This window comes from Achromobacter sp. K91 (genome assembly GCF_003576205.1).
Classification (GTDB): domain Bacteria; phylum Pseudomonadota; class Gammaproteobacteria; order Burkholderiales; family Burkholderiaceae_B; genus Achromobacter; species Achromobacter aegrifaciens.
The window spans coordinates 283,118-305,917 of record NZ_QWFB01000027.1 but is presented as its reverse complement, the minus strand read 5'-3'; the positions used below and the strand labels follow the sequence as shown (position 1 = coordinate 305,917).

Sequence of the window (22,800 nt, the reverse complement as noted above, 5' to 3'; positions counted from 1 at the left end):
AGTCTGAGAAATAACGCTATTATTCAAGGCTTGCTTTTAAACGCAAATGCGCCCGTAGCTCAGCTGGATAGAGTACCTGGCTACGAACCAGGGGGTCGTAGGTTCGAATCCTGCCGGGCGCGCCAAGTTTGAAGTAAGTGCAGTAGAAAACGCAGTAAAAACGGCAAGATTTTCTGATATAATTTTGCCTCTTTGCCGGAGCGCCCGTAGCTCAGCTGGATAGAGTACCTGGCTACGAACCAGGGGGTCGTAGGTTCGAATCCTGCCGGGCGCGCCAAGTTCACTTGGCCAATACAGCAAAGAAAATGGAAAGGCCTTTGATCTCGTATCGAAGGCCTTTTTGTTTTGCGCCGCCATCTAGAAGCGGATCGTCAGGCCCGCCATCGGCCCTTGCAGCACGGCGTCGAACTTGAAGCCGCCGCTGCTGTAGTCCACGCCCACTGCGCGATAGCCTATCGCCGCCGAGACATTCTTGCTGAAGTTGTAGCCGAGACCCAGGCCGACATCCCAATCCGCTTCTGCGCCGCCCGCGCCGATCAGGCCCCAGCCGGTGATGTAGTACTTCGAGCTCAGCATGTAGTTTCCGCGCACGCCCACCAGGCCGTCGACCCAGGTGGCTCCGTCGCTGCGCGTTCTGCCGTTCAGGTGCGAGCCCTTGAGCGTGATGTCGGTGTCGACCGACCAGACGCGCAGGCCTGCGACGACGTCCAGCTGATGCGGTGAATTTTCCAGCAAGGAATAGCCGACGCCGAGCAGTCCCGCGAACGTGGAAGCCTTTACGTCCGCACTGGAGGCCAGGATGCCGCGCGGCGTATCTCCCTGTGTGCCGATCTTGGTGTAGATCAGGTCGCCGAATACGCTGTAGCGTCCTTTGCGCGCCTCGCCGATGAGCATCGCGCCGAAGTCGAGGTTATCGAACAGCTCGTCGAAGTCCGAGTGGATGTCGATGACGGGCGAGCGCGAATGGGATACCTTGCCGGAGAGGCCGGCAGCCCAGAAGTAGGGCGTGACCGAGAATTGCCATTCGTTCGAAGGCACGGTACCCGCTGCGGAAGCGGGCTCCGCTTCGGCGCCCAGCGCAGTCCCGGCTTGCAGCAGCCCGCAGATCAGGCAGCCCATGATTTTCTTTTTCATTGCAAACCCTCCCCAAACGGCAGGCGTGATGAATCGCATCCATCACGCCTGCGGTGAGCGCAAAACCGGCCAGGGGCCGGTGCGGCGTAACCCAGGTATCAGGTGACCCGTCTTACGGGAGGGATGGTCCAGGAGCCGTCGATGATCGACGGGTTGCTTTCGTTGGGCCAGTAAAGACGCATCATCAGGATGAATGGGCCCTTGGGCGCAGGCAGCCAGTTCGACTCCATGTCCGGTCCGGGCGATTCATGCTGTATGAACAGGTCGATCGAGCCGTCGGGCTTGGCCTTCAGGGGCTGGCGCGCGCTGATCGAGTAGCGGTTCAGCGGGTTGTCGACGAAAAAGTAGCGCGCGTCATACATCGTCAGCGACCAGAAGCCCGACACTGGCGGCGTAAGCCCCTTCTTGAAGGTCAGCACGTACTTTTCCGACCCGTTGTAGGTGCGCTTGATGGCGCCGGTGTCTGACTTCAGGGACGTGGGATAAACGGCGTCCTGGGGGCGGTTGGCGCCCAGGCCGATCGCGGTGACCAGCGCCCGTTGGAGGTAGTTGGTGCCGTATATGCCCGTCTTGGTCGTGAAGCCCCAGCCATCCACGTCCTGGATGTCGCCGCCGCTGGACTTGAAGTGCGTCATGATGCGTCCGAAGCCCACCTGCGGAACGCGCTTCGCAATGTCGGGGTCGAGCTTGCTCTTGTCGAAGTCCTGTCCTGGCACGATGCCTATCGAAGCCATCTTCGCGACGATGGGCGCGTCGGCGGCACTGGGCGGATTGCGCTTGAGCAGCTGCGCAAACAAGCTGAAGTACTCGACCGCGTCCATGTTGTTGACCTGTTCGCGCACCGAGGTCTTCATGTCTATCGCAGGGTCGACCTTGCCCGCGGGCGGAGTCCAGTCCTTGCCCCATGCGCTCAAGGGACAGAGCTTCACTTCGTCCTGCAGCTTGTGCACTTGCGCATAGTCTTCCGGCGTGCCGGTGCAGTAGATGCGGCCCAGCAGCCACACGATGCTGGTGGGAGATTTGTACTGGACCATGCCTTGCGGAATCGAGCCCTCCCATCCGGGGCCGCTGACCACGAAGGTTTGCGCACCCGTGCCCGTGGTGCGCTTGCCAGGCACATCGAACACCGTCGTCCAACCGTCCAGCATCGGAAACAGGGCATAGCGTCCATTCATGTCGGGAAGGCTGACGACCCAGGGTTCGTCGCCGACGTCAAAGAAGGAAGTGGTGTACAGCGTGTCGGCGTTCGGCGCGGTCACGTCGCGGAACTTGGCGTCGGGATACTGGCGCAGCTTGATGAGATTCCCCATCGGCGCTCGCGTGCCCTTGGGCTCCGCAACGTTGGTGATGACTCTTCTGGTCATCTCCATGGTCACCAGGGGATAGGCGTAGATGTAGACATCGGTCGCCAGTCCGAACTGCTCGTCGCCTTCGGGCAGATCCGCGATCAGGCCATCGGCGGCCCGGGCGGCGGCGCCCAGGGCGCTGGTTGCGAGCAGAGCAAGACCACCTGCATTCAATGTGCGGCGCGTTAGCTTCATAGGATCACTCCAACGGACTCATGGGTTGAAAATCACGAAGTGCCGCGGCACAGGCCAAGCTGTGCCGCGAGATGCCTTGCTCTAGCGTTGTCGTACGTACTTGCCTATTTCCCGGGCCGCGCCCGAGGTCCATTCATCGATCAGCGGCTGCAGTTTGGACAGGCGGACGCCGCCCGCGCCCTGGGTGGCGTTGGCGACCTTTTCGCCCGTGCCACCCCGCACGGACGCATACAGCAATTCATCCGACATACTGTCCGTGACCCGCGACTCGATGGCGACGCTGGCGTTGCGCGCCATGCCTCCTTCCATGGCGGCGCGGGCCTCGGTCATTACCAACGCGACGGGAATGTATTGATAGGCTCGCAGCGCCTGCTCCGAGGTTCCCACCGCGGTGATGGCGATGCGGATACGGGCGACGCCGGGCCCGGCGCGATCGACCAGCCTCACCTGTTCGCCGACCTTGCGCCGCAGCGTCTCGTTGACCGCCACGCGTATCTCCGTGAGGGTTTCCATGGAAACGTCCGCGGATGGCTGAGGCTCCGGGTAGTACTCGATCGGATCAAGCCACACCGCGGCATAGCGAGACGCGTTGAAATCAGGATTCAGGTAGACCAGGCGGGTTCCGCCGTCGGGGGCGGGCATCTGGTGCAGAAGCGAGTAATCCGACAGGAAGCCGGACTCCGTTGTTTTTGGAGCGGTGGAACAGCCTGTGGCCAGGATCGCGGCAGCGAGGCCCAGAACGAACGCGCCCGAGGAATTCTTGGTGTCCATGCAAGTTCCTTCTGACAGATGGGGGGCAGGAGAGCCCCGACTGCAGGCGTCGGCGAGAGGTCCTGTGCAAAAGCTACTTCTCCGCTCGTGGGCGCATTTTTTGTCCTATATGCACAGGAAACCAATTATTTTTCCAAGCGTGAAATTTCGCAACGCGGACGAGTGAACCGGGCTTTCTGAACTATTCCCTTTGTGCGGGTTTTGTGGAAGGAATCGCGCGGCCGAGGCGGGCCACGAATCGCGGGCGCGTGATTCGGACGCGGCGCGGACACAGGCTTCGGCCTGTCCGATTTGCGCACCCTTAATTTTTCATGGTATAAACACGCCTCTTTCGGAGCGCCCGTAGCTCAGCTGGATAGAGTACCTGGCTACGAACCAGGGGGTCGTAGGTTCGAATCCTGCCGGGCGCGCCAAGCTTCTTGCTTGGATGAAATGGAAAGAAAACGGAAAGGCCTTTGATCTTCGATCGAAGGCCTTTTTGTTTTGCGGCGCGGATTGCGCTTCAGTGCGTGGAGGCTGGTTCCGCGGCCCGGACCTGGTCTCGGGCCTTGTCGTCTTCGTCGTCGAATCCCCAGTCTCCAACCGTGTACCAATCGTCTCCCAGGGTCTCTGCGGGATGCATGGTGCGGCCGGACCCGTTGCCGCAGGCCATCGAGTCGGTGGCGCAATAGCGGTCGCAGCCCCAGCATATGCGTTCGGGGTGCTTCGGGTGCAAGGGAAACTTCTTGGCCATGCGAAATGCCTGTTGACGGAGGGCGCCGCGATGGCGGCGCCGATCTTTCCGGATATATGTCCAGCGTACTGCCGGGCGCGCCCGAAATTCCTTGATCTGGCTCAAGCGCAGAGCCTGCGGCCCGATGCGCGCAGTATTGCGCGTCGGGCCGCGGTTCTGGGGAATTGGGGTGGAGAAAGCGCCGCCCGGTGAGGCGCGGCGCCGGTCTCATGCGCCTAATGGCGTCGTCGGTCCACCGCCGTCAAGGATGTGCCGCTCTTGAGCAGCTGGTAGGTCTGTCCGCCCAGCCACGCGACTTTTTCGCCCGTGCTGGTGCGGCATACGCAATGCGTCTTCGGATCGAAGCGCGAGGTGCCCAGCGCGGAATACGCGTCGGGGTCTGAGACGAATCGTTCAATGCGGTAGAGCGTGCCGTCCGGCGCGGTGGCGAGGACGTCGGTCAATCGTCTTGCGGTGCCGAGCATATGCGATACCTCCATGCGCGGGCCATTGGATATACGGCGCCAAAGTCGTTCAGGCACTTCAGTATGCCAGGGCGGGAAGCTTGATGTTCCCGCATCAGGCGCTAATGAAGGTGCCCTCCAAACAATGAATCGTCGAGCTGGTCGGGAGTGACGCCCAGGGCTTCGGATACGCGGTCCAGGATAACCTGCCTGGGCCGCGGGCGCGGCCGTTCCAGTTCGATATAGATGGAGTGGTCCACCCCCAGTCGTGCAGCCATATCAGCGGTGCTGATTTTGAGATGCTCACGCCAGGCGCGTATCAGGCTCCAGTCGTTGCCGGTTTTTAGATTGACGACAGCTAATGGTAAATGACTCTGCCCCTGCGCGGGTGTTTTGCGCGGGGCGGATTTTCTGCGGGCGTCGCGCAGGCTGCTCTTGGCGGCAGCGCTCTTGCGGGAATCGCCGCGAGGCGTGGTGGTAGCGATTTCGGCGGTGAAAATGGCCCCGCCGTTCAATTGGCGATACTGGTTGTCGCCGATCCAATGCAGGGCTTCACCGTTGTCGAGCATGCACTCGCAGTCCAGGTGATAGTTGCTGGGCATGCTCTCGAGTTGGGCGATGGTTTCCGCGGTCGTGGCGTGGCGCACCACGCGGTGCAAGACACCGTCTGGCGAGCGCACGAATACGTCGGGAAGTCTCCAGGAAAACGGAATGATAATCTCCACGGCCAAACCTATCCCGCCACTGTATCCCGGGGTGCGGGTGGTGGGATTTGGGGTTTCCCCTCGCCTGACTTGAGCGGATGATTGTGCGCCACATCAGCCCTCAACATCTTCACAAATCTTCACGCCGCGCGAGGCTATCATCGCCGCGTTGCCTGGGGTTTTGGGCGTACTGTCCGAGTGTTGCCGATGTCTCTGGCCGCGGCTGGAATCGTGGATGCGCGACCGCGCGCGAGCAGGGCGGCGTGGTGGGCCGTGCTGGCGTCGTGCGCGCTGCATGCGATGGTGGCGGGGCTGTGGTGGCGCGACCGGATAGAGCCCGCAGCGCGCGCGCCGGAATTGCCGTTCTACGTGGATCTGTTGCCCGCCCGGTCGCCGCCCCTGCCACAGGAACAGCCGGCGAAGGACGAGCCTGCGTCCGGATCGGCGCCTGCTCAGCCTGCCCGCGTCGACACGCCGTCGCCGGCCGTGGCTGCAGGGCAACGATCCGGCGCGCGCAGGACACCCGCGCCATCCGCGCCGAGGCTGGACAGGACACCCGTGCCACCGTCGGGCGCTGCGGATCTTTCGCGCGATTTCGGTTGGCGCCCCGAAGATGCGCAAGCGGCGGGCATGCCGCGCGCACGTGGCGAGCCCGTCGTGCGACTCGGACCCAAAGCGCCGGTCGAACAATCCGAGATCGCGCGCGGCATCGCCAAGAGCGCGCGGCCGCCATGCAAGAACGCCCATGCGGACATGGGCTTGCTGGCCTTGCCGCTTCTGTTGGCGGATACCGTTACGGATCGGGGCTGCAAGTGGTGACGCCGAAGCCCTCGCTGCCTGCACGCGCGCCGCGGCGGCGCTGGAGGAATATCGAGATGCGTGCTTTTCATTTTCAATCTTGCCGCCAGTCCGATACGCTGCTCGCGCGGCCCGGGGCCTGTCAAGAATAGCCAAGCGCGATTACCTGGGTAGCGGCAGGGGCAAGCATGCGCGTCTGTCCTGAATCGTGGATACTATTTTTTCAATCTGGGATTTCCAGAATTCATGGAGAGACGCAATGCCCGAATCTCAAGGCGGCCTGGACAGGCTGCGCCGCTTCATCGCCGCGGCGACCCGGCTGGCCACGCCCACAGGCCTGGCGCAGACGCCGGAGTTGCAGGCTGCATTCGCCGACCTGGTGCGCCATGACGATTGGCTGCCCGAGGCCTGTACCGCGCCCCATCCGCAGTACTACCAGCAGTATCTGCTGCACTGCGATCCCCTGGAGCGCTTTTCGCTGGTGAGTTTCGTGTGGGGGCCGGGCCAGTTCACGCCGGTGCATGATCACGAGGTCTGGGGCTATGTGGGCATGCTGCGCGGGGCCGAGGTCAATCAACGCTATGTCCGCGGCAAGGACGGCAGCGTCGCGCCCGCGGGCGCCGCGACCACTTTGCAGCCGGGCGACATAGAACGCCTGTCGCCCGCCGAAGGCGACATCCACCGGGTCTCCAATGCCCACGCGGACCGCGTATCGATCAGCGTGCATCTCTACGGCGGCAACATCGGCGCCGTTTCGCGCCATGTGTATGACCCCGCGACCGGGCAGGCCAAGCCTTTCGTGTCGGGGTATTCGTCGGCCAGCTTGCCGAACCTGTGGGACCGCTCGGAAGCCGTGCGGGCCGCCATTGCCGGGGGCGCACGCTAGGGTCTGTTCGCGCGCGGCGTCCCATGCTATTTTCTTGTCCTAAATATTAGGAAAACAAAAAATGGACAAGACGCTGCTCAAAGGTCTGATGGTGCTGGAGGCGGTGACCGACGTGGACAATCCGCCGCGCACCATCGATGCGCTGGCCGCCCGGGTCGGACTGACTCGCAGCAACACGCACCGCACCTTGCAGACGCTGATACATGCGGGCTATGTGACCAAGGACGATGACGGCGGCGGCTATCGCGGCGCGGTCCGGCTGTTCGAGCTGGCGGCGCGTCAGCTTGCCCAACTGGACGTGCGCAAGCTGGCCGCGCCCTACATGCGCACGCTGGCCGACCAGACCGGCGAAACCGTGCACCTTTCCGTGCTCGACGGTTTCGACGTGGTCTACGTCGACAAGATCGACAGCCCCCAGCCGATACGCGCCTATTCGATGGTGGGCGGACGCGCGCCCGCCTATGCCGTCGCCACGGGCAAGGCGTTGCTGGCCTACCAGCCGGAAGGCTATGTCGAGCGCTACGCCGACAAGCTCGTGCGTCATACGCCGTCGACCATCGTGTCCATGCCGCTCTTGAAGGACGAACTGCGCAAGATCGCCCGCACCGGCTATGCGGTCAATCGCGGCGAATGGCGCGAAGGCGTGGGCGGGCTGGCCGTGACCTTGTTCAACAGCCTGGACCAGCCCGTGGCCGCCATCGGTATCTCCGGTCCGCTGGACCGCCTGAGCGCCGCTAGGATGAAGCAGCTGGCGCCGGACGTGGCTGCCTGTGCCCAGTCCATCTCGCAGGGGATGGGCTATCGCCGGGGCTATCTGGACCAGTAGCGGGCCGCGCCAGCGCCGCGCTGATGCGCTGCGCCTGATCGCGGGCCAGCCGCGCATTGACATCCATGGACGTAGTCCAGAAGTACGTGCCGCCCGCGAGGCTACCCAGCACCGAGATATCCGGCTCGATCCCGCCTGCGGCGTTCTTGAGGCATCCCGTGGCATAGTCCAGCGCCAGGCCGCCATGGGGATCGGGCTGCGCATGGCCCTCGCGCAATAGCGCGGACACCAGCGGGTCCTGCGTGCGCGGCGTGTCCACCGAGAAGCTGGTGGCATTGATCAGATAGCGGCTGGCATGAGTGCAGACGGCGCCCGTCGCGTCGCGCAAGCGCGTGTGGAACAGGCCGCTGACGCTATCGTGGCGGCTGTCCAGATAACCGCCACAGACCTGCAGCTGGCCGTTCTGGAACAAGGCTTGCAGCTTCAATGCGTTGCGCATCGGAAAGGTGGCGCGCCGCGCCATCCACAGCGAACGCCATTGCGACTGGAAGCGGCTGCGCTCGGCTTGCGGCAGGAGATGCCAGATCAGGTCGACGGCGGCATTGGTGGCGGCCGCCACCGCCTGCCACGGGCGCGGGGCCTGGCCGGACCGACGTATCTCCTCGTCCAGTGCGACGTGGGCCTCGCCCTCCATGCCGAACACGTCCGCGGTTTCCAGGCTGCCGCCCAGCGCCAGGACTTCTTCCTGGAGCGCGGTGACGATGATGTCCAGCGACAGTGCGCCTCCATGCCTGGCGGCCAGGCGCGGAACGCCCTCCGGGCTCAGTTGTTGCAGCGTGTCTGGCGCGCGGTTGTTGGGGCTGCGCACGGAAGGCAGGCGGCCATTGCGCGATACGCACAGGATGGGGCCGCGATGGGCCGTCTGTTGCAAGGCGGCGATGGCGTCCACGGCGCTCAGGCTGGTGCCGATGATGCAGACCGGCGCGTCGGCGGCGATGCCGCGGGTCAGCGCCTGGACCGGGTAGGGGCTGTTGAAGTAGCCGGGCGCATCGCGTAATTCCGGAAACGCCTGCGAAGGCAGGTTGCCGTTGCACAGCACGGCGTAACGCGCCAGGAAGGGCGAACCCGGTTCCGCTTCGACCCCCACGCCTCCGCCAGGCAGCGGCGCCACGCGGCGGACCCGGCCGCGCACGTGCGTGAGCGTGATGCCCAGCGCGCGGGCTAGCCCGCAAGCCCGTCCGTAGACTGCGCGCATGTAGGCGCCGAACAGCGGGCGCGGCAGGAAGTCCGCCGGCGCTATCGAGTCCGCGCCCTGCGCGCGCAGCCAGGCGGGATCCTGGGCGCGCAGCCAGTCCACGAAATCCATCCTGTGATCGGCCCGCGCCGACATGTTGCCGGCGGGGATGTTGAGCAGGTTGCTGGGCAGATCCTCCTGGTAGGCCTCGCCCGCGCCCGGTTCGGCCTGCGGCTCGAACAGCGCGATCGTCAGCGCTCGTCCAGCGGCAGGTTCCAGCGAGAGCAGGAATTGATAGAGGAAGCTGACGGCCACCGAGCCGCCGCCGACGATGGCCAGGTCCGCCGCTTGCGGTGTCGTGTCGGGCGCCGTCATTTGGCCGCCGACAAGCGCACCACGTCGGCCCAGCGGGCGACTTCCTGCTTGAGCACGCGGCTGGTATCGGCGGGCGTGGTGGCCACGGCGTCGGCGCCCAGCTTCTGTGCGGCCTGCTGCACGGAAGCCATGGCCGCCGCCTTCTGCATGCCGGCCGAGAGCTTCTCCACCACGGCGGGCGGCGTGCCCGCGGGAGCCAGCAGCGCGTAGGTGGTCGCGACCGAGTAGTCCTTTACGCCCTGCTCGGCGAGCGTGGGCAGGTCCGGCAGCGCCGTGGCGCGCGTGGCGGTGGTGACGCCCAGCAGGCGGATCTTGCCGGTCGCGACCTGGGGCAGCAGCGCCGGCAGCGTTTCGATCACCATGTCGATCTGCCCGCCCAGCAGGTCGGTGATGGCGGGGCCGCTGCCGCGATACGGCACGTGCATGAGCCGGGTGCCGGTGACGACCTGGAAGAGTTCGCCTGCCATGTGCTGTGACGTGCCGGGGCCGGCCGAACCAAAGGTGATGGTGCCGGGCTTGCTCTTGGCCAGGGCGATCAGCTCCTGCACGTTCTTCGCGGAAATCTTGCTGCTGTTCACCGCCACGGCCATGGGCATGCTGGTGGCCATCGACACGCCGACGAAGGCGGTGCCGAAGTCGTAGCCGGGCTTGTCGGGCATGGCGGCATGGATTGCGTGGCTGCCCACGGCGCCCATCAGCAGGGTGTAGCCGTCGGCGGGCGATTTGGCCACGTACTCGGCGCCGATCTCTCCGCCCGCGCCCGCCTTGTTTTCCACCACCACGCTCTGTCCCAGGTAGTCGCCCAGGTGCTGCGCATAGATGCGCGCGGCCGCGTCCGTCGCGCCGCCGGGCGGGAAAGGGACCACCATGCGCACGGGTTTCGTCGGCCAGCTGTCGGCCGCGGCCGCGCCGCCTGCCAAAGCCAGCACCATGCCCGTCAGGGCAATGCGCCACATTTTCTTCATGGGAGTCTCCTTGGTGTCGGTGCGGGCCGTTCTATGCAGCGTCTCGGCCCTTTTTTTAAAATCCTAAAATATAGGATTCAAGTATCAATAAATGATTTACTTAGAATTCCACACGGTGCTATGCTGGTCAACAATTAAGCACATCACCTAGGGAATGCACTAGGATTGACGCCAAAATACACAAGCATGCGCCAGAGATGGGCTGGATGATGCCAGTCTTGAAGGTCAGCTCTTATAATGTTTTCTTTGTCCCAAATATTGAATTTTCATAACGAGAGGTCAGACATGACACCCAGTTCGGCGCTGGCCGGCATCACGGTGCTGGAGATTTGCAATGTCGCGGCGGGGCCTTTTTGCGGCATGTTGTTGGCGGACATGGGCGCCGACGTGATCAAGATCGAAAACCCCGAAGGCGGCGACACGCTGCGCAGCTGGCCGCCCATTTCCGACGGCTACAGCGAAAACTTCGCGTCCCTCAATCGCAACAAGCGTTCGGTGACCTTGAACCTGAAGGATCCCGGCGACCTGGCCTTGGCGCGCGATCTGGCGCTGGCCGCCGACGTGCTGATCGAGAACAACCGGCCGGGCGTGATGGACCGCCTGGGCCTGGGCTATGCGCAGCTGCGCGAGGCCAATCCCAAACTGGTCTATTGCTCGATCTCGGCCTACGGCCAGTCGGGGCCCCGTTCGCAGGAAGGCGGCTTCGACCTGACCATCCAGGCCATGAGCGGCATCATGAGCGTGACCGGCGAAGCGGGCGGCGATCCCGTGAAGTGCGGCGTGCCCGTGGCGGACTTTTCGGCCGGCCTGTACGGCGCCTTCGCCATCGCGTCGGCCTTGCGCGCGGCCCAGGCCAGCGGGCAGGGCACGCATATCGACGTGCCCATGCTGGGTGCCACCTTGGGCATCGCGGCCTTGCAGACCTCGGAGTTCTTCGGCAGCGGCAAGGATCCGGTCAAGCTGGGGTCGGCCCATCCGCGCAACGCGCCGTATCAGGCATTCCGCTGCAAGGGCGGCTACTTCGGCATGGCGGCGGGCAACCAGGCCTTGTGGAAGGGCGTCTGCGCAACGGTAGGCCGCGAGGACCTGCTGGCCGATCCGCGCTTTACGGACACCAGCGCCCGTGCGCGCAACCAGACGGCGTTGCGCGAGATCCTCGAGGCGATCTTCGAAGCCGAGGACGCGCAGACCTGGCTGGCGCGTTTCCGTGCGGCGGGCGTGCCTTGTGCGCCCATCAACACCTATTCCGAGGTGCTGGCGGATCCGCAGGTCGAGCACATGGGTTGGGTGCAGCCCGTGGACCTGCCCAACGGCGTGCGCACGCGCACCTTCGGCCTGCCGGTGCGCTTTGACGGCCAGACCACGGCCTTGCGCCGCCGGCCGCCGGCCTTGGGCGAACACAACGATGAAGTGCTGGGCGCGCTGCGCGCCGCCAGAAAGGAGACGGCGGCATGAGCGAGGTCCTGCGCATCGACAAACAGGGCGCGGCGCATGTGTTGACGCTGGCGCGGCCCGACAAGATGAATGCGCTGTCAGCGCCGCTGGTGGAGGCGCTGATCGCCGCATTGGACGAGGCCGAGGCAGGCGGCGCCCAGCTCATCGTCTTGAAGGGCGAGGGCAGGAATTTCAGCGCGGGCTTCGACTTCGGAGGTTGGCAGGAGCAGAGCGAAGGCGACCTGCTGCTGCGCTTCGTGCGCATCGAGATGCTGCTGCAGCGGCTGGCGGCTTCGCCGTGCCTGACGCTGGGGTTGGCGCATGGCCGCAACTTCGGCGCGGGCGTGGACTTGTTCGGCGCTTGCAAGTGGCGCGTCAGCGCGCCCGACGCCACGTTCCGCATGCCTGGGCTGAAGTTCGGCCTGGTGCTGGGCACGCGCCGTTACGCGGCCCTGGTCGGCGCCGAGCGGGCGCGCGCGGTGCTGGAGCAGGCGGCCACGTTCAGCGCGGAAGAAGCCTTGCGCGACGGCTTCGCCAGCCGACTTTCCGACGCTCAGGATTGGCATGCCGTCGAACGCGAGGCGCTGGACGCGGCGTCAGCGCTGAGCTGCGCCAGCCGTGTCCAGCTGTATGCGGCGCTGTCCTCTGAAACGCCGGATACCGATCTCGCCCGCCTGGTGCGCTCAGCCGCCCTGCCGGGATTGAAGGAGCGGGTGGCGGCTTATCTGCAGGCGCGTTGACCTAAGAAGAACACGCAGGGAAGGAGACATCATGGCATCGGGTTTCAATCAGAAGAACAAGCAGTGCACGCTGGCGGAGCTGGCGGCGTTGGTGCCCAACGGCGCGTCGATCGCCTTGGGCGGCAGCTTCCTGCACCGCGGACCGTTCGCCTTCGCGCGCGAACTGATCCGGCAGGGCCGGCGCGACCTGGAACTGGTCAAGCAGTCGCCAGGCTACGACGTGGACATCCTGTGCCGCGCGGGCGCGCTGCGCCGCGTGCGCGCCGGCATCGTCGCCATGGAAGGGAACTTCGGCCTGGCGCCCTGGTACCGCAAGGCGGTGGAGCGGCGCGAAATCGAACTTGAGGAACACGCGTGCGCCAGCCTCACGGCCGGCCTGCGTGCGGCGGCCTTCGGCGTGCCGTTCCAGCCTTGCGGCGGCCTGCATGGCAGCGGCCTGCCCGAACTCAATGGCTGGAAATGCCTGGACGATCCCTACGGCAGCGGTCAGAAGACCTGGGTGGTGCCGGCGATCCGGCCGGACTTCGCCGTGATCCATGCGTCCGAGGTGGACGCGCTGGGCAATGTGCGGGTGCATGGCACGGCGCATTGGGATCGCATCATGTCGCGCGCCGCGGGCAGCGTGCTGGTGGTGGCCGAGAAGGTCGTCGACAGCGCGGTGTTCGAGGCCAATCCGGAATCCACGCTGGTGCCGTTCTTCATGGTGCAGGCCTATGCCGTGGCGCCGCAGGGCGCATGGCCGGGATCCTGCTGGCCTGACTACGCCATCGACTATCCGGCAGTGGAGGCATACATGGACAAACACAGCGATCTGCAGGCGCACATGGCTGCGGCGCCCGAAGCGCGGGAGGTGCAGCATGGCTGAGCAATGGTCGGGTTTTTCCTACATCGTCACCAATCTGGCGCGTTTCATCCGGCCGGACGAGATCACCTTCAGCGGCGTGAATTCCACCATGCCCATGCTGGCCTGCCTGCTGGCCAAGCGCGCCTACGATTGGGACTTCGTCTACATCAACGTGGCCGGCGGCGTGAACCCGCGGCCCTCGCATGTGCCGATCTCCAGTTCCGACCCGGTGCTGGCCGAGCACACCGCGTCGATCTTCTCCAACGAAGACTTCTACGACCTGTGCACGCGCGGCCGTATGGATCTGACCTTTCTGGGCGCGGCGCAGATCGACGGCGCGGGCTGCGCCAACAACTCCTGCATCGGCGACTGGCATGAGCCCAAGGTGCGCCTGCCGGGCGGCGGTGGCGGCGCGGTGATGCTGCCCACGGCCAGGCGCGCCTGCACCTGGCGCACCGAGCACTCGCGGCGCACCTTCGTGCCGAAGCTGGACTTCATGACTTCCTGGGGCGGCTTCCACGGCGTGGTCACGCCGATCGCCGTGTTCGTCAAGCGCGACGGCCGGCTGGCCTTGCAGTCCTGGCACCCGGAATCCAGCCTGTCTGAAGTGCGCGAGCGCACGGGGTTCGAATTCGATGCGACGGGCGCCGAGCCGTCCGCGCTGCCCAGCGCAGCCGAGGCGCGCGCCTTGCGCGAGCTGGATCCCGACGGGCAGTTTGAACGCGACGCGGCCGTCGCGCTGCGCTAGGAGACTGCCATGACGATCGCCGATGCCACGCTGGTGGCCGCGTTCGCGCGCCTGTGGAGCCAGCCGCAATGGGCCGGGCGGCCAGCCATCGTGACCGCGGACGGCGTCTTGACGTATGCGGGCCTGCAGCGCGAGGTCGGGCGCATCGCGGGCGGCTTGCGCGCCGCCGGCGTGGCGCGCGGCAGCCAGGTGGCGATCGCGATGGAGCGGTCGCAGGCGCAGGTGCTGGCGATCCTGGGCGTGATGGCGGCGGGCGCCTGCCCGTGTCCCCTGGAGCCGCGCCTGTCGGACGCCGAGACCGCCAGGCGCGTGGCGGCGGTGGGTCTGGGCTGGATGCTGCACGACGCGGCCAACGCGGCCACGGCCCGGGCCAGCGGCCTGGCGCCGCAACACCTGCTGGACGCCGCCGCCGTGGCGCAAGGCCCGCTGGATTGGACGGGCAGCGGCGAGGCCGAGCCCGGCGACGCGGGCCTGCTGCTTTTCACTTCCGGCAGCACCGGCAATCCCAAGGGCGTGCTGTTGAGCCACCGCGGGCTGGCGAACAACGCGCGCGGGGTGCTGGCGCACACGGGCTTGACGCCGGCAGACCGGCTCCTGCACGTGATGCCGCTGCATCACACCAACGCGCTCAACAACCAGATCTTCGCGCCGTTGCTGGCGGGCGCCAGCGTGGCGCTGGCGGGGCGCTTCCGGGCCGAAGACATGCCGGGCTTGCTGCGCGCGTTCCGGCCCACCCTCATCACCGGCGTGCCCACCATGTATGCGCGCATGCTGGAACTGGAGTTCGACCCCGCAAGCCTGGCCGCGTTGCGCTTCGCGCGCTGCGGTTCGGCGCCCATCACCGAAGCGCTGCACCGGCGCATCGAAGCCTTCCTGGGCTGCCCGCTGGTGGTGTCCTACGGCCTCTCGGAGGCCACCTGCACCTCGACCATGAACCCGCCCGCCGCGCGCCGCGTGGGGTCGGTGGGCACGGTGCTGGCCGGCCAGAGCGTGACCTTGCGCCTGCCGGATGGCAGCGAGGCCGCGCCGGGCGGCGAAGGCGAGATCTGCATCGCGGGCGACAGCCTGATGCTGGGCTATGTGGGCGTGGACAGCGCCGACGCGGGCGCGCCGCAGCTGTTGCGCACTGGAGACTTGGGGCGTTTCGACGAGCAGGGCTACCTGAGCATCACCGGCCGCATCAAGGACGTGATCATCCGCGGCGGCGAGAACATATCGCCGGCGCTGATCGAGGGGGTAGTGACGGGCCTGCCGGGCGTGGCCGCCTGCTGCGTGGTGGGCGCGCCCGACGAGGACCTGGGCGAAGTGCCCGTGATCTTCGTGCAGCGCGCGGGCGAGGCCGCGCCGGATGCGCCCGGCATACAGGCCGAGGTGCTGGCGCGCCTGGGCCGCATCTACGTGCCGCGCGAGGTGTTGTGGATCGAGCGCCTGCCCGAGAACGCGGTGGGCAAGGTCGACCGCAAGGCGCTGGCGCGGCAGCTCGCGCCCGCCAGCCTGCGTCCATGAAGCGTAGGGACGCCTCGGGCGTCCCGTTACGCTATTCGACCTTGCCGATCCGGTTGACCGCTGTCTCCAGCGAGGCCGTGTCCTGCTTCCAGTATGCGTCGAACGCGGGCGCGTCCAGGTACTGCACGGGGCTCCCAGTGCCGGCGATGCGCGCCTGGACTTCGGGATTGCTGGCGACGTCCTTGACGGCTTGGCGCAGCTTGTCGACGACGGCCGGCGGCGTGCCGGCCAGGGCGAATACGCCTGACCACTGCACGAAGCTGATGTCGTAGCCCTGCGATTTGAAGGACGGTACGTCCGGCAGGCTGTCGAGCTTGCCGTCGCCCCAATGCGCCAGCGCCTTGACGCGCCCCGCCTGGATCAGCTGCATGACGCTGGACGGCCCGGTGGCCAGGGCATCGACCTGGCCGCCTACCAGCGCCTGCACTGCGGGGCCGGCGCCGGTGAAGGGCACATGCATCATCTTGATGCCGGCCGCGTTCTGCAGCATTTCCATCGGCACGTGCATGGTGCCGTAGATGCCGGAAGAGCCGTAGCTGAACTTGCCGGACTGCTTCTTCGCCGCGTCGACGAATTCCTGCAGCGTCTTGTACGGCGCGTCCGCGCGCACCACCAGCACGGTGGGATCGGCGGTGATGCGCGCAATCGGCACGAACTGGTCCAGCTGATAGGCCGGCTTGCGTTCCAGCAGGCGGTCGGCTGCGGGCAGGATGGAAATCGACGACAGGCTCATCAGCAGCGTATAGCCGTCGGGCTTGGCGCGCCCGGCCTGGCCGATGCCGATGGCGCCGCCCGCGCCGCCCTTGTTTTCGATGACCACGGCCTGGCCCAGCTTGTCGCCCATGGCCTGGGCCAGCGGCCGCGCGATCGTGTCGGCGACGCCGCCGGGCGGGAAGGGCACCACCATGGTCACGGGGCGTTCAGGGTAGCCGGCAGCCAGCGCATTCGCGGCTCCCAGCCATAGCAAGGCGGCCGCGGCCGCCCGGTAGCAACGCAGATTCATGTCTCACTCCTTGTGCTTCCTGCTGCCGAGCCGCCCCGTGTTCATTCCGGGGCTTGTACTCAGACGAAGCGGTTTTCGATATGTCCGATGCCGTCGATTTCCACGCGCACCACGTCGCCGTGCTTGAGGAACCGAGGCGGGTTCAGGCCCTGGCCCACGCCGGCCGGCGTGCCGGTGGCGATGACGTCGCCCGGATACAGCGTGATGCCGCGCGAGCAGGTTTCGATCAGCGTGGGGATGTCGAAGATCAGGTCCTCGGTATTGCCGTCCTGGCGCAGTTCGCCGTTGACCCAGCAGCGCACGCGGGTCTTCTGGCCGTCCAGCTCATCGGCCGTCACCAGCCAGGGGCCCATGGGGCAGAAGGTGTCGAAGGACTTGCCCAGATCCCATTGCTGGTGGCGCATCTGCACGTCGCGCGCGGTGACGTCGTTGACCACCGTGTAGCCGATCACGTGGCTCATGGCCTCGGCGCGGGAAATGTTGCGACCGCCCTTGCCGATGACCACCGCCAGTTCGGCTTCGTAGTCGATCTTGTCGGACACGCCCACGGGCAGTTGCACGTCGGCCCAGGGGCCGACCACGGTCTGCGGCACCTTGGTGAACACGATGGGCCAGGATTCGGGATTGGCGTCGTTGTCCTTGAAGACCGAGTCGCGCAGTTCCTTGGCGTGGGCGTGGTAGTTGCGGCCTACGCAGAACAGGTTGCGCCGCTGCGCCGGCAGCGGCGCTTCATGTTCCACCTGGTCCCAACCGTAGGATGAGCCGATCTTGCCCGGCAGGGCGCGGCCTTCGGCCAGCCACTCCACGGCGGTCAGCGCGCCGGCCGCTGCGAGTTCGCGCGGGAAGTCCAGGGCGGTCACGCTGCCGCCGTCGTCGGAAACCACGCCGATGCGGCGTTCACCGTTGATCCGGAATACTGCAATCTTCATGCTTGCTCCCTGGGCGGTCCGGCCGCCCGTGCTTAATGCCAAAAAGTACCAATTGAGTGAATAATCAGGCCCAATTGCGGAGAAGGATATACCAAGTAAACCAATTTTCCTAACAGGATTAATAGTTTTTTAGGCGTGTATTGGTCTGTTTTGGTATCATCTGGCCGCTAGCCATTCTGGGACGGTCCATGGACAAAGCTTCCGCCTTGCGCGCGGTCATCATTGAAAATCTGCAATCCGGCGCCTGGCCCGCCGGCCATCGCCTGCCCACGGAACGCGCCCTGAGCGAACAATTCGGCATCAGCCGTTCAACGGTGCGCCGCACCCTGGCCGACTTGAAGGTCGAAGGCTTGATTTCGCAGCGCGTGGGTAGCGGCACCTATGCCAATCCGCCCTCGGTCCTGGCGCAGGCCGAAGGGCTGCTGCGCACCGAAGTGCTGTCCACCAGCCCGGCCGAACTGATGGCGGCGCGCTTGGTGCTGGAACCGGCGATTGCGGCCTTGGTGGTGCAGCACGGCAGCCCGGCCGATTTCGCCGCCATGCAGGACGCCTGCGCGCGGGCCGAGGCCGCCGACAGCTTCGAAGCGTTCGAGATCTGGGACGCCAAATTGCACGAATTGATGGCCACGGCCACGCACAATCTCTTCATCGAAAAAGTGTTCGCCCTGATGACGGCGGCGCGCTCGCAGGCGACCTGGGGCGCCTTGAAGCGCAGGAGCCTGACGCCCGAGCGGCGCCAGGCCTATCAGGTCGAGCATCGCGAGATCGTCGATGCGCTGCATGACCGGGACGCCGAACGGGCCATGGAGGCCGTGCGGCGGCATCTGCTGCACGTAAGGGACAACCTGCTGGGCTAGGGGTCGCAGCGTCCGCAGGGCGCAGGGGACTGCGGCGCGGCCGGGTCTTGGCCGCAGCAAGAGCGGCCGGCGCGGGATGCGCGCCTCAGGGCTGCGCGCGCAGCCTGGCCAGTTCGGCGGAAAGCTCGGCCACCAGGGCCTGGGCGCGCGCCAGCGGATCGTGGCCCTCGGGCGAGGGCTCCGCGGGCGTGTCGGGCGTCTGCAGCCGGGGCTGCACGCTTTCATGACCCATGCTGACGTCCACGTCGAACACCAGTTGTTCGGCGCGGTGCCAGGTGGTGAACCATTCCAGGGGGCGGCCATGCTGGTCCATGCCCTGGCCTTGCAGCATCAGCAACGGCGTGCCGGCTTGCGTGCCCAGCAGTGCGGCCAGCGTCTGGTCGGCGGCAACCGCCCGGATCTGATTGCGCCCGGCGCCTGGACGCAGGCCGAAGCGGCGCGTGAGCACGCCATGCAGGGACGCGTCGGCGAGATCTTCGGCGCGCAGGCCCGGTACCGCGTCGGCGGGCAGCCAGGTGCGCACGTAGGCCAGCGGCGCGTCGGCCACATGGCGCAGACGCTCCAGCATCAGCAATTGCGTGGTGCCGAAGAAGGCGGCTACGTCCGCGGGCGGCTCGGCGCGCGCGAACGCGAGCACGCGGGTCTGCAGGGCCACGCCGGACTGCGCGAACTGCTCGTACAGGCCGGTGGAGCGCTGTACCAGCCGGCGGTGCTCCTGGGGCGCGGCCACGCTGGCGGGACGCCCGGTTTCGCGCTGGATCAGGCCTTCGGTGGCCAGGGCCGCCAGCGCCTGGCGCACCACGCTGCGCGCCACGCCGAAGCGTTCGCACAGCGCCGCCTCGCTGGGCAGCACGGCGCCGGCCGCGAGCTTGTTCGTGCGGATGTATCCGCGCAGCAGGGTCGCCACCTGGGCGTGCAGCGGGATATCGCCGGAGCGATCAAGTACGGGCAATGCGTCGTGCGTGGCGGGCGCCATGGGAATCAACCTCCGGTTTGTGCCCGCGCAGTTTCCCACACATGCGTCCAGCCCGGGGCCAGATGCGCGGCGCGCTCGGCGGCCAGGATCAGGCTGTCCTCGCGGGCGATGCCGCGGCCGGCAATGTCGAAGGCGGTGCCGTGGTCGACGGACACGCGCACGACGGGCAGGCCCACCGTGATGTTGACGCCGTCGTCGCCGTAGACCGCCTTGAAGGGCGCGTGGCCCTGGTCGTGGTAACAGGCGATCACGAACTTCCACTTGCCGCGCACGGCTTGCGGGAACAGCGCGTCGGCCGGAATCGGGCCTGCGGCCAGGATGCCGGCGGCATTGGCTTCGGCCACCGCGGGCGCCAGGATGTCGGCGTCTTCGGTGCCGAAGATGCCGTTTTCGCCGGCATGCGGATTCAGGCCCGAGACTGCCACCGGCTGGTCGCCGCGGCCCAGCGCCTTGGCGAACGAGCCGGCCAGGCGCAGCACTGCGCGCATGCGCGCCGGGGTCAGGTCTTCGATGGCCTGGCGCAGCGACACGTGAGTGGTGGCATGGAAAATGTAGAGGTCGCCGGCTGACAGCACCAGCGAGAAGGTCTTGACGCCGAACTCGTGCGCCAGCAGTTCGGTGTGGCCGGGCCACTTGTGGCCGGCGGCGTGCATGGCGGCCTTGTTCAGCGGGGCGGTGACGATGCCGTCGACCTCGCCGGCGCGCGCCAGGGCGCAGGCCGTAGTGACAAAGCGCACCGAGCCGTCGCCCGCGTCCGCGCTGATCTCGCCCAGCTTTACATGGGCCAGCGACGGGCCGGCCTGCAGCACTTCGATCGTGCCGGGCGTGTTGGCGCAGTCGGCCGCGCGGTCCAGCTTGCGCACGATGGCGGGGTCGCCGCCCAGGCCGCGCACGGCGTTGGCCATCACGTCGACGTCGCCGACCACGAGCAGGCGGGCCTTCTGGCGCAGTTCGTCATGGCCCATCAGCATCTTGGCCGTGATTTCCGGCCCGATGCCCGCCACGTCGCCCAGGGTTACGGCCAGCAGGGGCAGTTTGCCCGGTTGGGGTTGTGTCATCGCTTGAATCTCCTGTCGCGGATCGCGCGCACCGCGCGAACCAGTACATCTTCGGTGCCAAAGCCGCCGGCCTTGGTCACCACGGGCAGGCCGGCGGCCGTGCCTCCGGTCAGCGTGCCCAAAGGCACGCCGCCCATCACTTCATCCACCAGCGCGATGCCGCGGGCGCCCAGCGCCACCAGCACGCTGCGCGCGCCGTCGCCGCCGGTGGCGACCACGCCGGCCGCGTTCGCGCTGGCGATCAATTGTGCGGCCAGGCCGCCCAGGCGTTCGGCGACGGTCTCGGAATCCAGGCCGTCCAACTGGCCTTCGGGCGCCAGCAGCAGCACCGTGCCGGCTTGCGCGGGCGACTGGGCATGCGCCTGCAGCAGCGGCTGGCTCCAGGCCTGCCATGCTGCGTCGTCGGCCAATTGGGCCAGCGAGGGCGTCCAGGTGTCGGCGCCCGAGGCTTGCAGAGCCGCGGCTTGCGCGCGTGCCGCGCTGTGCTGCGAGGTCACCACCACCACGACCGGCGCGGTCTGGTCGGCGCCGGCCCAAACGCGGGCCAGCGGTACGGCAAGGCCGCCCGCGCCCACGGGCAGGGCGTGCACGCCCAGCAAGCCGATGGCGCGCGCCAGGCGTTCCAGGTCGGCTTCGGTGGCGGCGTCAACCACCACGGTGTTGCCGGCCGCGCGGATGCGCGCCGCCAGCGTTTGCGGCGTGTCGCCTGCCTGCGCCGCCACATGGGCGCAGCCCAGAAGGGTGGGGATATGGCTTTCGGTCACGGGGGTGACCGGATCGGTGGCCGCCGAGGTCTCGGTGACCGGCTTGCCATTGACGTAGAGCACGCCTTGTTCGACGGTGCGGCCGGTGGCCGGGAAAGCCGGGCATATCACCGCAATGGTGTCCGGACCCCAGGCCTCGCGCGCCGCATCGATCTCGGCCTTGAAGGCGCCACGCAAGGTGGAATCCACCTTCTTGTACAGGCGTGTGACGCCGGCCGCGCGCAGGCGGCGCACGTTGTGCCAGACGACTTCGGCCGCGTCGGCGGTCGACAGGGGGCGGCTGTTGGTGGTGACCGCCAGCACTTCCACGCCGGCGGCGCCAGGACCGGACAGCGCCTCGTCGGCGCCGCCGATGGACAGATGGGTGTTCCAGCCGGCGCGCACGAACTGCACCGCCGTGTCGCCGGACCCGGTCAGGTCATCGGCGACGATGGCGATGGCGGGATTCAAAGCGCCTCTCCGCGCGCTTCACGCAGGGCGGGCGCGACCGTGGGGTCGGCGTCCTCGGATTTGAGTTCGCCGGCGCGCTTGAGGAAGTACGAGGCCAGCATCGGCGCCAGGATCGAACTGATCAGCACGCAGGCGGCGACCTGCGCGGTGGCGGTCGACACGTACTGCTGGAAGTTGGGGTCTGCGGCCGCCACCACGGCCGGGGTCGCGATGGCGTTGCCGGCGGTGGTGCCGGCTGCGAAGCCCAGGCCGCTCTTGCCGCCGCGGCGCAGGATGTAGCGATAGCCCAGGTAGACCAGGCCGCCGGTGATGGGGCTGATGATCAGGCCCAGGATCAGGCCGCTGACGCCGCCGGAAACCACGGCGCCCAGGTTGATGCCGGTGCCCAGCGCGAAGGCGAAGAACGGGATGACGATGTTGGGCACGGGCTTGAGCACGTCGCGCCACTTGGGGTCCAGGTTGCCGACCACCACGCCCAGCAGGAACGGCACCAGCGCCGCCACCAGGGCGATCATGGGGATGTCGGCCAGGCCCGAGGCGCCCAGGAACAGCAGGCTGAAGAAGGGGCCGTCGTTGACCGCGCTGGCCACATAGGCGCCGCGGTCGCGGGCATCTCCGTACTGGCCGGTATAGGCCAGCCACAAGCCGCCGTTGCTGTTGTCGAAGGCGGCCAGCAGCGCCAGGATGGAGACGCCCAGCACGCCGTCCAGGCCGACGTAGCTGCCCAGGATGATGATGAGGGTGGCGGGCACCAGCGTCTTCATCAGCAGGATGGTGCCGGCGGTGGCCAGGATGGGGCCGCCGGTGCGCGCATTGACCTGGGTGCCGGTGGCGAAGATCAGCAGCGCGATCAGGGGCAGGGCGCTGTTCTTGAACAGTGCCGTGGTGAACCCGCCGATCGCCAGGGCGTCGGGAGCGAAGGTGCCGATCAGGGAACCCAGGATCAGCGGCACCAGCATCAATCCACCGGGGATTTTCTGCATCGTGCCAAAAAAGGGCGAGCGGGAAGTTTCGGTCGACACTATCGGAGTCTCCAGGACGGTTTTTCTGGGTTGCAGACGTTCGAGCGCGCGTCTGTCAGACGGTTGAACAGGGATGAAAAACCGTAGTGTACACCTGTACGTACAGCATGTACGTACAG

General features: G+C 66.9%; 23 protein-coding genes and 3 tRNA genes. 12 read left to right on the top strand and 14 right to left on the bottom strand.

The window, feature by feature from the left end; translation table 11 throughout:
* Positions 1–48 precede the first annotated feature (48 nt).
* Both DXK93_RS10885 and DXK93_RS10880 read left to right on the top strand, forming a co-directional pair.
* Positions 49–125, top strand: a tRNA-Arg gene (locus DXK93_RS10885).
* A gap of 75 nt (positions 126–200) precedes the next feature.
* Positions 201–277: transfer RNA gene (locus DXK93_RS10880), tRNA-Arg, on the top strand.
* 80 nt (positions 278–357) lie between these two features.
* Here the strand turns inward: DXK93_RS10880 and DXK93_RS10875 are convergent.
* The 3 genes from DXK93_RS10875 to DXK93_RS10865 form a co-directional block, all read right to left on the bottom strand.
* Positions 358–1,134 carry a hypothetical protein gene (locus DXK93_RS10875; RefSeq protein ID WP_054453162.1) on the bottom strand — a complete coding sequence of 259 codons (777 nt, stop codon included), beginning with the start codon at positions 1,132–1,134 and terminating at the stop codon, positions 358–360.
* A gap of 98 nt (positions 1,135–1,232) precedes the next feature.
* Positions 1,233–2,675 (bottom strand): DUF1254 domain-containing protein, encoded by a 1,443-nt coding sequence (locus tag DXK93_RS10870; RefSeq protein ID WP_054453160.1) that lies wholly within the window; start codon positions 2,673–2,675, stop codon positions 1,233–1,235.
* Positions 2,676–2,756: 81 nt separating this feature from the next.
* On the bottom strand, positions 2,757–3,446 hold the full coding sequence (locus DXK93_RS10865; RefSeq protein ID WP_119450049.1) for a DUF3313 domain-containing protein: 690 nt from the start codon (positions 3,444–3,446) through the stop codon (positions 2,757–2,759).
* A 336-nt stretch (positions 3,447–3,782) separates the two neighbouring features.
* Between DXK93_RS10865 and DXK93_RS10860 the strand changes: the two genes are divergently transcribed.
* Positions 3,783–3,859: transfer RNA gene (locus DXK93_RS10860), tRNA-Arg, on the top strand.
* Positions 3,860–3,948: 89 nt separating this feature from the next.
* Here DXK93_RS10860 and DXK93_RS10855 read toward each other — a convergent pair.
* The 3 genes from DXK93_RS10855 to DXK93_RS10845 form a co-directional block, all read right to left on the bottom strand.
* Positions 3,949–4,179 (bottom strand): DUF3079 domain-containing protein, encoded by a 231-nt coding sequence (locus tag DXK93_RS10855; protein WP_054453156.1) that lies wholly within the window; start codon positions 4,177–4,179, stop codon positions 3,949–3,951.
* A gap of 215 nt (positions 4,180–4,394) precedes the next feature.
* The gene (locus tag DXK93_RS10850) at positions 4,395–4,622 is read right to left on the bottom strand and encodes a hypothetical protein (RefSeq protein ID WP_054453154.1); all 228 of its coding nucleotides are present in this window, start codon (positions 4,620–4,622) and stop codon (positions 4,395–4,397) included.
* 122 nt (positions 4,623–4,744) lie between these two features.
* The gene (locus tag DXK93_RS10845; RefSeq protein WP_054453692.1) at positions 4,745–5,347 is read right to left on the bottom strand and encodes a helix-turn-helix domain-containing protein; all 603 of its coding nucleotides are present in this window, start codon (positions 5,345–5,347) and stop codon (positions 4,745–4,747) included.
* Positions 5,348–5,533: 186 nt separating this feature from the next.
* On the opposite strand from DXK93_RS10845, the gene DXK93_RS31815 reads away from it, so the two are divergent.
* The 3 genes from DXK93_RS31815 to DXK93_RS10830 all read left to right on the top strand — a co-directional run bounded on the left by DXK93_RS31815 (position 5,534) and on the right by DXK93_RS10830 (position 7,836).
* Complete coding sequence (locus DXK93_RS31815) at positions 5,534–6,145, top strand: hypothetical protein (RefSeq protein WP_147400231.1); 612 nt, start codon at positions 5,534–5,536, stop codon at positions 6,143–6,145.
* 238 nt (positions 6,146–6,383) lie between these two features.
* Positions 6,384–7,010: a cysteine dioxygenase gene (locus DXK93_RS10835; protein ID WP_119450048.1), complete on the top strand. Its 627-nt coding sequence runs from the start codon at positions 6,384–6,386 to the stop codon at positions 7,008–7,010.
* Positions 7,011–7,071: 61 nt separating this feature from the next.
* On the top strand, positions 7,072–7,836 hold the full coding sequence (locus tag DXK93_RS10830) for an IclR family transcriptional regulator (RefSeq protein WP_082400883.1): 765 nt from the start codon (positions 7,072–7,074) through the stop codon (positions 7,834–7,836).
* On the opposite strand, the gene DXK93_RS10825 is transcribed toward DXK93_RS10830, so the two are convergent.
* Together DXK93_RS10825 and DXK93_RS10820 are read right to left on the bottom strand one after the other, a co-directional pair.
* Complete coding sequence (locus DXK93_RS10825; protein ID WP_119450047.1) at positions 7,745–9,385, bottom strand: FAD/NAD(P)-binding protein; 1,641 nt, start codon at positions 9,383–9,385, stop codon at positions 7,745–7,747. The genes DXK93_RS10830 and DXK93_RS10825 overlap by 92 nt on opposite strands.
* Positions 9,382–10,350, bottom strand: a complete 969-nt coding sequence (locus DXK93_RS10820; RefSeq protein WP_119450046.1) for a tripartite tricarboxylate transporter substrate binding protein — start codon at positions 10,348–10,350, stop codon at positions 9,382–9,384. Before DXK93_RS10820 ends, DXK93_RS10825 begins: the two co-directional genes overlap by 4 nt.
* Positions 10,351–10,635: 285 nt before the next feature.
* Here DXK93_RS10820 and DXK93_RS10815 point away from each other — a divergent pair, with 285 nt between their 5' ends.
* From DXK93_RS10815 to DXK93_RS10795, 5 genes are read left to right on the top strand one after another with little or no spacing between them, the layout of a single operon-like run.
* Positions 10,636–11,805 carry a CaiB/BaiF CoA-transferase family protein gene (locus DXK93_RS10815; protein WP_119450045.1) on the top strand — a complete coding sequence of 390 codons (1,170 nt, stop codon included), beginning with the start codon at positions 10,636–10,638 and terminating at the stop codon, positions 11,803–11,805.
* A complete protein-coding gene (locus DXK93_RS10810; RefSeq protein WP_054453143.1) occupies positions 11,802–12,524 on the top strand; it encodes an enoyl-CoA hydratase/isomerase family protein in 723 nt (240 codons plus the stop codon). Before DXK93_RS10815 ends, DXK93_RS10810 begins: the two co-directional genes overlap by 4 nt.
* A gap of 31 nt (positions 12,525–12,555) precedes the next feature.
* Positions 12,556–13,389 (top strand): CoA transferase subunit A, encoded by an 834-nt coding sequence (locus tag DXK93_RS10805; RefSeq protein ID WP_119450044.1) that lies wholly within the window; start codon positions 12,556–12,558, stop codon positions 13,387–13,389.
* On the top strand, positions 13,382–14,116 hold the full coding sequence (locus tag DXK93_RS10800; protein ID WP_054453138.1) for a CoA-transferase subunit beta: 735 nt from the start codon (positions 13,382–13,384) through the stop codon (positions 14,114–14,116). Before DXK93_RS10805 ends, DXK93_RS10800 begins: the two co-directional genes overlap by 8 nt.
* Positions 14,117–14,125: 9 nt before the next feature.
* Positions 14,126–15,622 (top strand): class I adenylate-forming enzyme family protein, encoded by a 1,497-nt coding sequence (locus DXK93_RS10795; RefSeq protein WP_119450043.1) that lies wholly within the window; start codon positions 14,126–14,128, stop codon positions 15,620–15,622.
* Positions 15,623–15,653: 31 nt separating this feature from the next.
* On the opposite strand, the gene DXK93_RS10790 is transcribed toward DXK93_RS10795, so the two are convergent.
* Complete coding sequence (locus DXK93_RS10790) at positions 15,654–16,625, bottom strand: tripartite tricarboxylate transporter substrate binding protein (protein ID WP_054453135.1); 972 nt, start codon at positions 16,623–16,625, stop codon at positions 15,654–15,656.
* Between the two features lie 59 nt (positions 16,626–16,684).
* Positions 16,685–17,554 carry a fumarylacetoacetate hydrolase family protein gene (locus DXK93_RS10785; protein WP_054453133.1) on the bottom strand — a complete coding sequence of 290 codons (870 nt, stop codon included), beginning with the start codon at positions 17,552–17,554 and terminating at the stop codon, positions 16,685–16,687.
* A gap of 188 nt (positions 17,555–17,742) precedes the next feature.
* On the opposite strand from DXK93_RS10785, the gene DXK93_RS10780 reads away from it, so the two are divergent.
* A complete protein-coding gene (locus tag DXK93_RS10780; protein ID WP_054453132.1) occupies positions 17,743–18,411 on the top strand; it encodes a FadR/GntR family transcriptional regulator in 669 nt (222 codons plus the stop codon).
* 85 nt (positions 18,412–18,496) lie between these two features.
* On the opposite strand, the gene DXK93_RS10775 is transcribed toward DXK93_RS10780, so the two are convergent.
* The 4 genes from DXK93_RS10775 to DXK93_RS10760 are packed head-to-tail and all read right to left on the bottom strand — an operon-like array spanning position 18,497 to position 22,681.
* Positions 18,497–19,387, bottom strand: coding sequence for a GntR family transcriptional regulator (locus DXK93_RS10775; protein WP_119450042.1), 891 nt, complete (start codon positions 19,385–19,387; stop codon positions 18,497–18,499).
* Positions 19,388–19,392: 5 nt separating this feature from the next.
* The gene (gene pdxA, locus DXK93_RS10770) at positions 19,393–20,445 is read right to left on the bottom strand and encodes a 4-hydroxythreonine-4-phosphate dehydrogenase PdxA (protein ID WP_054453127.1); all 1,053 of its coding nucleotides are present in this window, start codon (positions 20,443–20,445) and stop codon (positions 19,393–19,395) included.
* A complete protein-coding gene (gene dtnK / locus DXK93_RS10765) occupies positions 20,442–21,659 on the bottom strand; it encodes a D-threonate kinase (protein ID WP_119450041.1) in 1,218 nt (405 codons plus the stop codon). Before dtnK ends, pdxA begins: the two co-directional genes overlap by 4 nt.
* Positions 21,656–22,681, bottom strand: a complete 1,026-nt coding sequence (locus DXK93_RS10760) for a 2-keto-3-deoxygluconate permease (protein ID WP_082400881.1) — start codon at positions 22,679–22,681, stop codon at positions 21,656–21,658. The genes dtnK and DXK93_RS10760 overlap by 4 nt, the downstream gene beginning before the upstream one ends.
* Between the last annotated feature and the right edge of the window lie 119 nt (positions 22,682–22,800).

Coding starts and splice junctions, on each gene's coding strand:
- DXK93_RS10780 (WP_054453132.1), top strand. CDS start 17,743: ATGGACAAAGCTTCCGCCTTGCGCGCGGTCATCATTGAAAATCTGCAA.
- DXK93_RS10815 (WP_119450045.1), top strand. CDS start 10,636: ATGACACCCAGTTCGGCGCTGGCCGGCATCACGGTGCTGGAGATTTGC.
- DXK93_RS10800 (WP_054453138.1), top strand. CDS start 13,382: ATGGCTGAGCAATGGTCGGGTTTTTCCTACATCGTCACCAATCTGGCG.
- DXK93_RS10810 (WP_054453143.1), top strand. CDS start 11,802: ATGAGCGAGGTCCTGCGCATCGACAAACAGGGCGCGGCGCATGTGTTG.
- DXK93_RS31815 (WP_147400231.1), top strand. CDS start 5,534: ATGTCTCTGGCCGCGGCTGGAATCGTGGATGCGCGACCGCGCGCGAGC.
- DXK93_RS10795 (WP_119450043.1), top strand. CDS start 14,126: ATGACGATCGCCGATGCCACGCTGGTGGCCGCGTTCGCGCGCCTGTGG.
- DXK93_RS10835 (WP_119450048.1), top strand. CDS start 6,384: ATGCCCGAATCTCAAGGCGGCCTGGACAGGCTGCGCCGCTTCATCGCC.
- DXK93_RS10825 (WP_119450047.1), bottom strand. CDS start 9,385: ATGACGGCGCCCGACACGACACCGCAAGCGGCGGACCTGGCCATCGTC.
- DXK93_RS10875 (WP_054453162.1), bottom strand. CDS start 1,134: ATGAAAAAGAAAATCATGGGCTGCCTGATCTGCGGGCTGCTGCAAGCC.
- DXK93_RS10785 (WP_054453133.1), bottom strand. CDS start 17,554: ATGAAGATTGCAGTATTCCGGATCAACGGTGAACGCCGCATCGGCGTG.
- DXK93_RS10820 (WP_119450046.1), bottom strand. CDS start 10,350: ATGAAGAAAATGTGGCGCATTGCCCTGACGGGCATGGTGCTGGCTTTG.
- DXK93_RS10830 (WP_082400883.1), top strand. CDS start 7,072: ATGGACAAGACGCTGCTCAAAGGTCTGATGGTGCTGGAGGCGGTGACC.
- DXK93_RS10855 (WP_054453156.1), bottom strand. CDS start 4,179: ATGGCCAAGAAGTTTCCCTTGCACCCGAAGCACCCCGAACGCATATGC.
- DXK93_RS10775 (WP_119450042.1), bottom strand. CDS start 19,387: ATGGCGCCCGCCACGCACGACGCATTGCCCGTACTTGATCGCTCCGGC.
- DXK93_RS10865 (WP_119450049.1), bottom strand. CDS start 3,446: ATGGACACCAAGAATTCCTCGGGCGCGTTCGTTCTGGGCCTCGCTGCC.
- DXK93_RS10790 (WP_054453135.1), bottom strand. CDS start 16,625: ATGAATCTGCGTTGCTACCGGGCGGCCGCGGCCGCCTTGCTATGGCTG.
- DXK93_RS10870 (WP_054453160.1), bottom strand. CDS start 2,675: ATGAAGCTAACGCGCCGCACATTGAATGCAGGTGGTCTTGCTCTGCTC.
- pdxA (WP_054453127.1), bottom strand. CDS start 20,445: ATGACACAACCCCAACCGGGCAAACTGCCCCTGCTGGCCGTAACCCTG.
- DXK93_RS10805 (WP_119450044.1), top strand. CDS start 12,556: ATGGCATCGGGTTTCAATCAGAAGAACAAGCAGTGCACGCTGGCGGAG.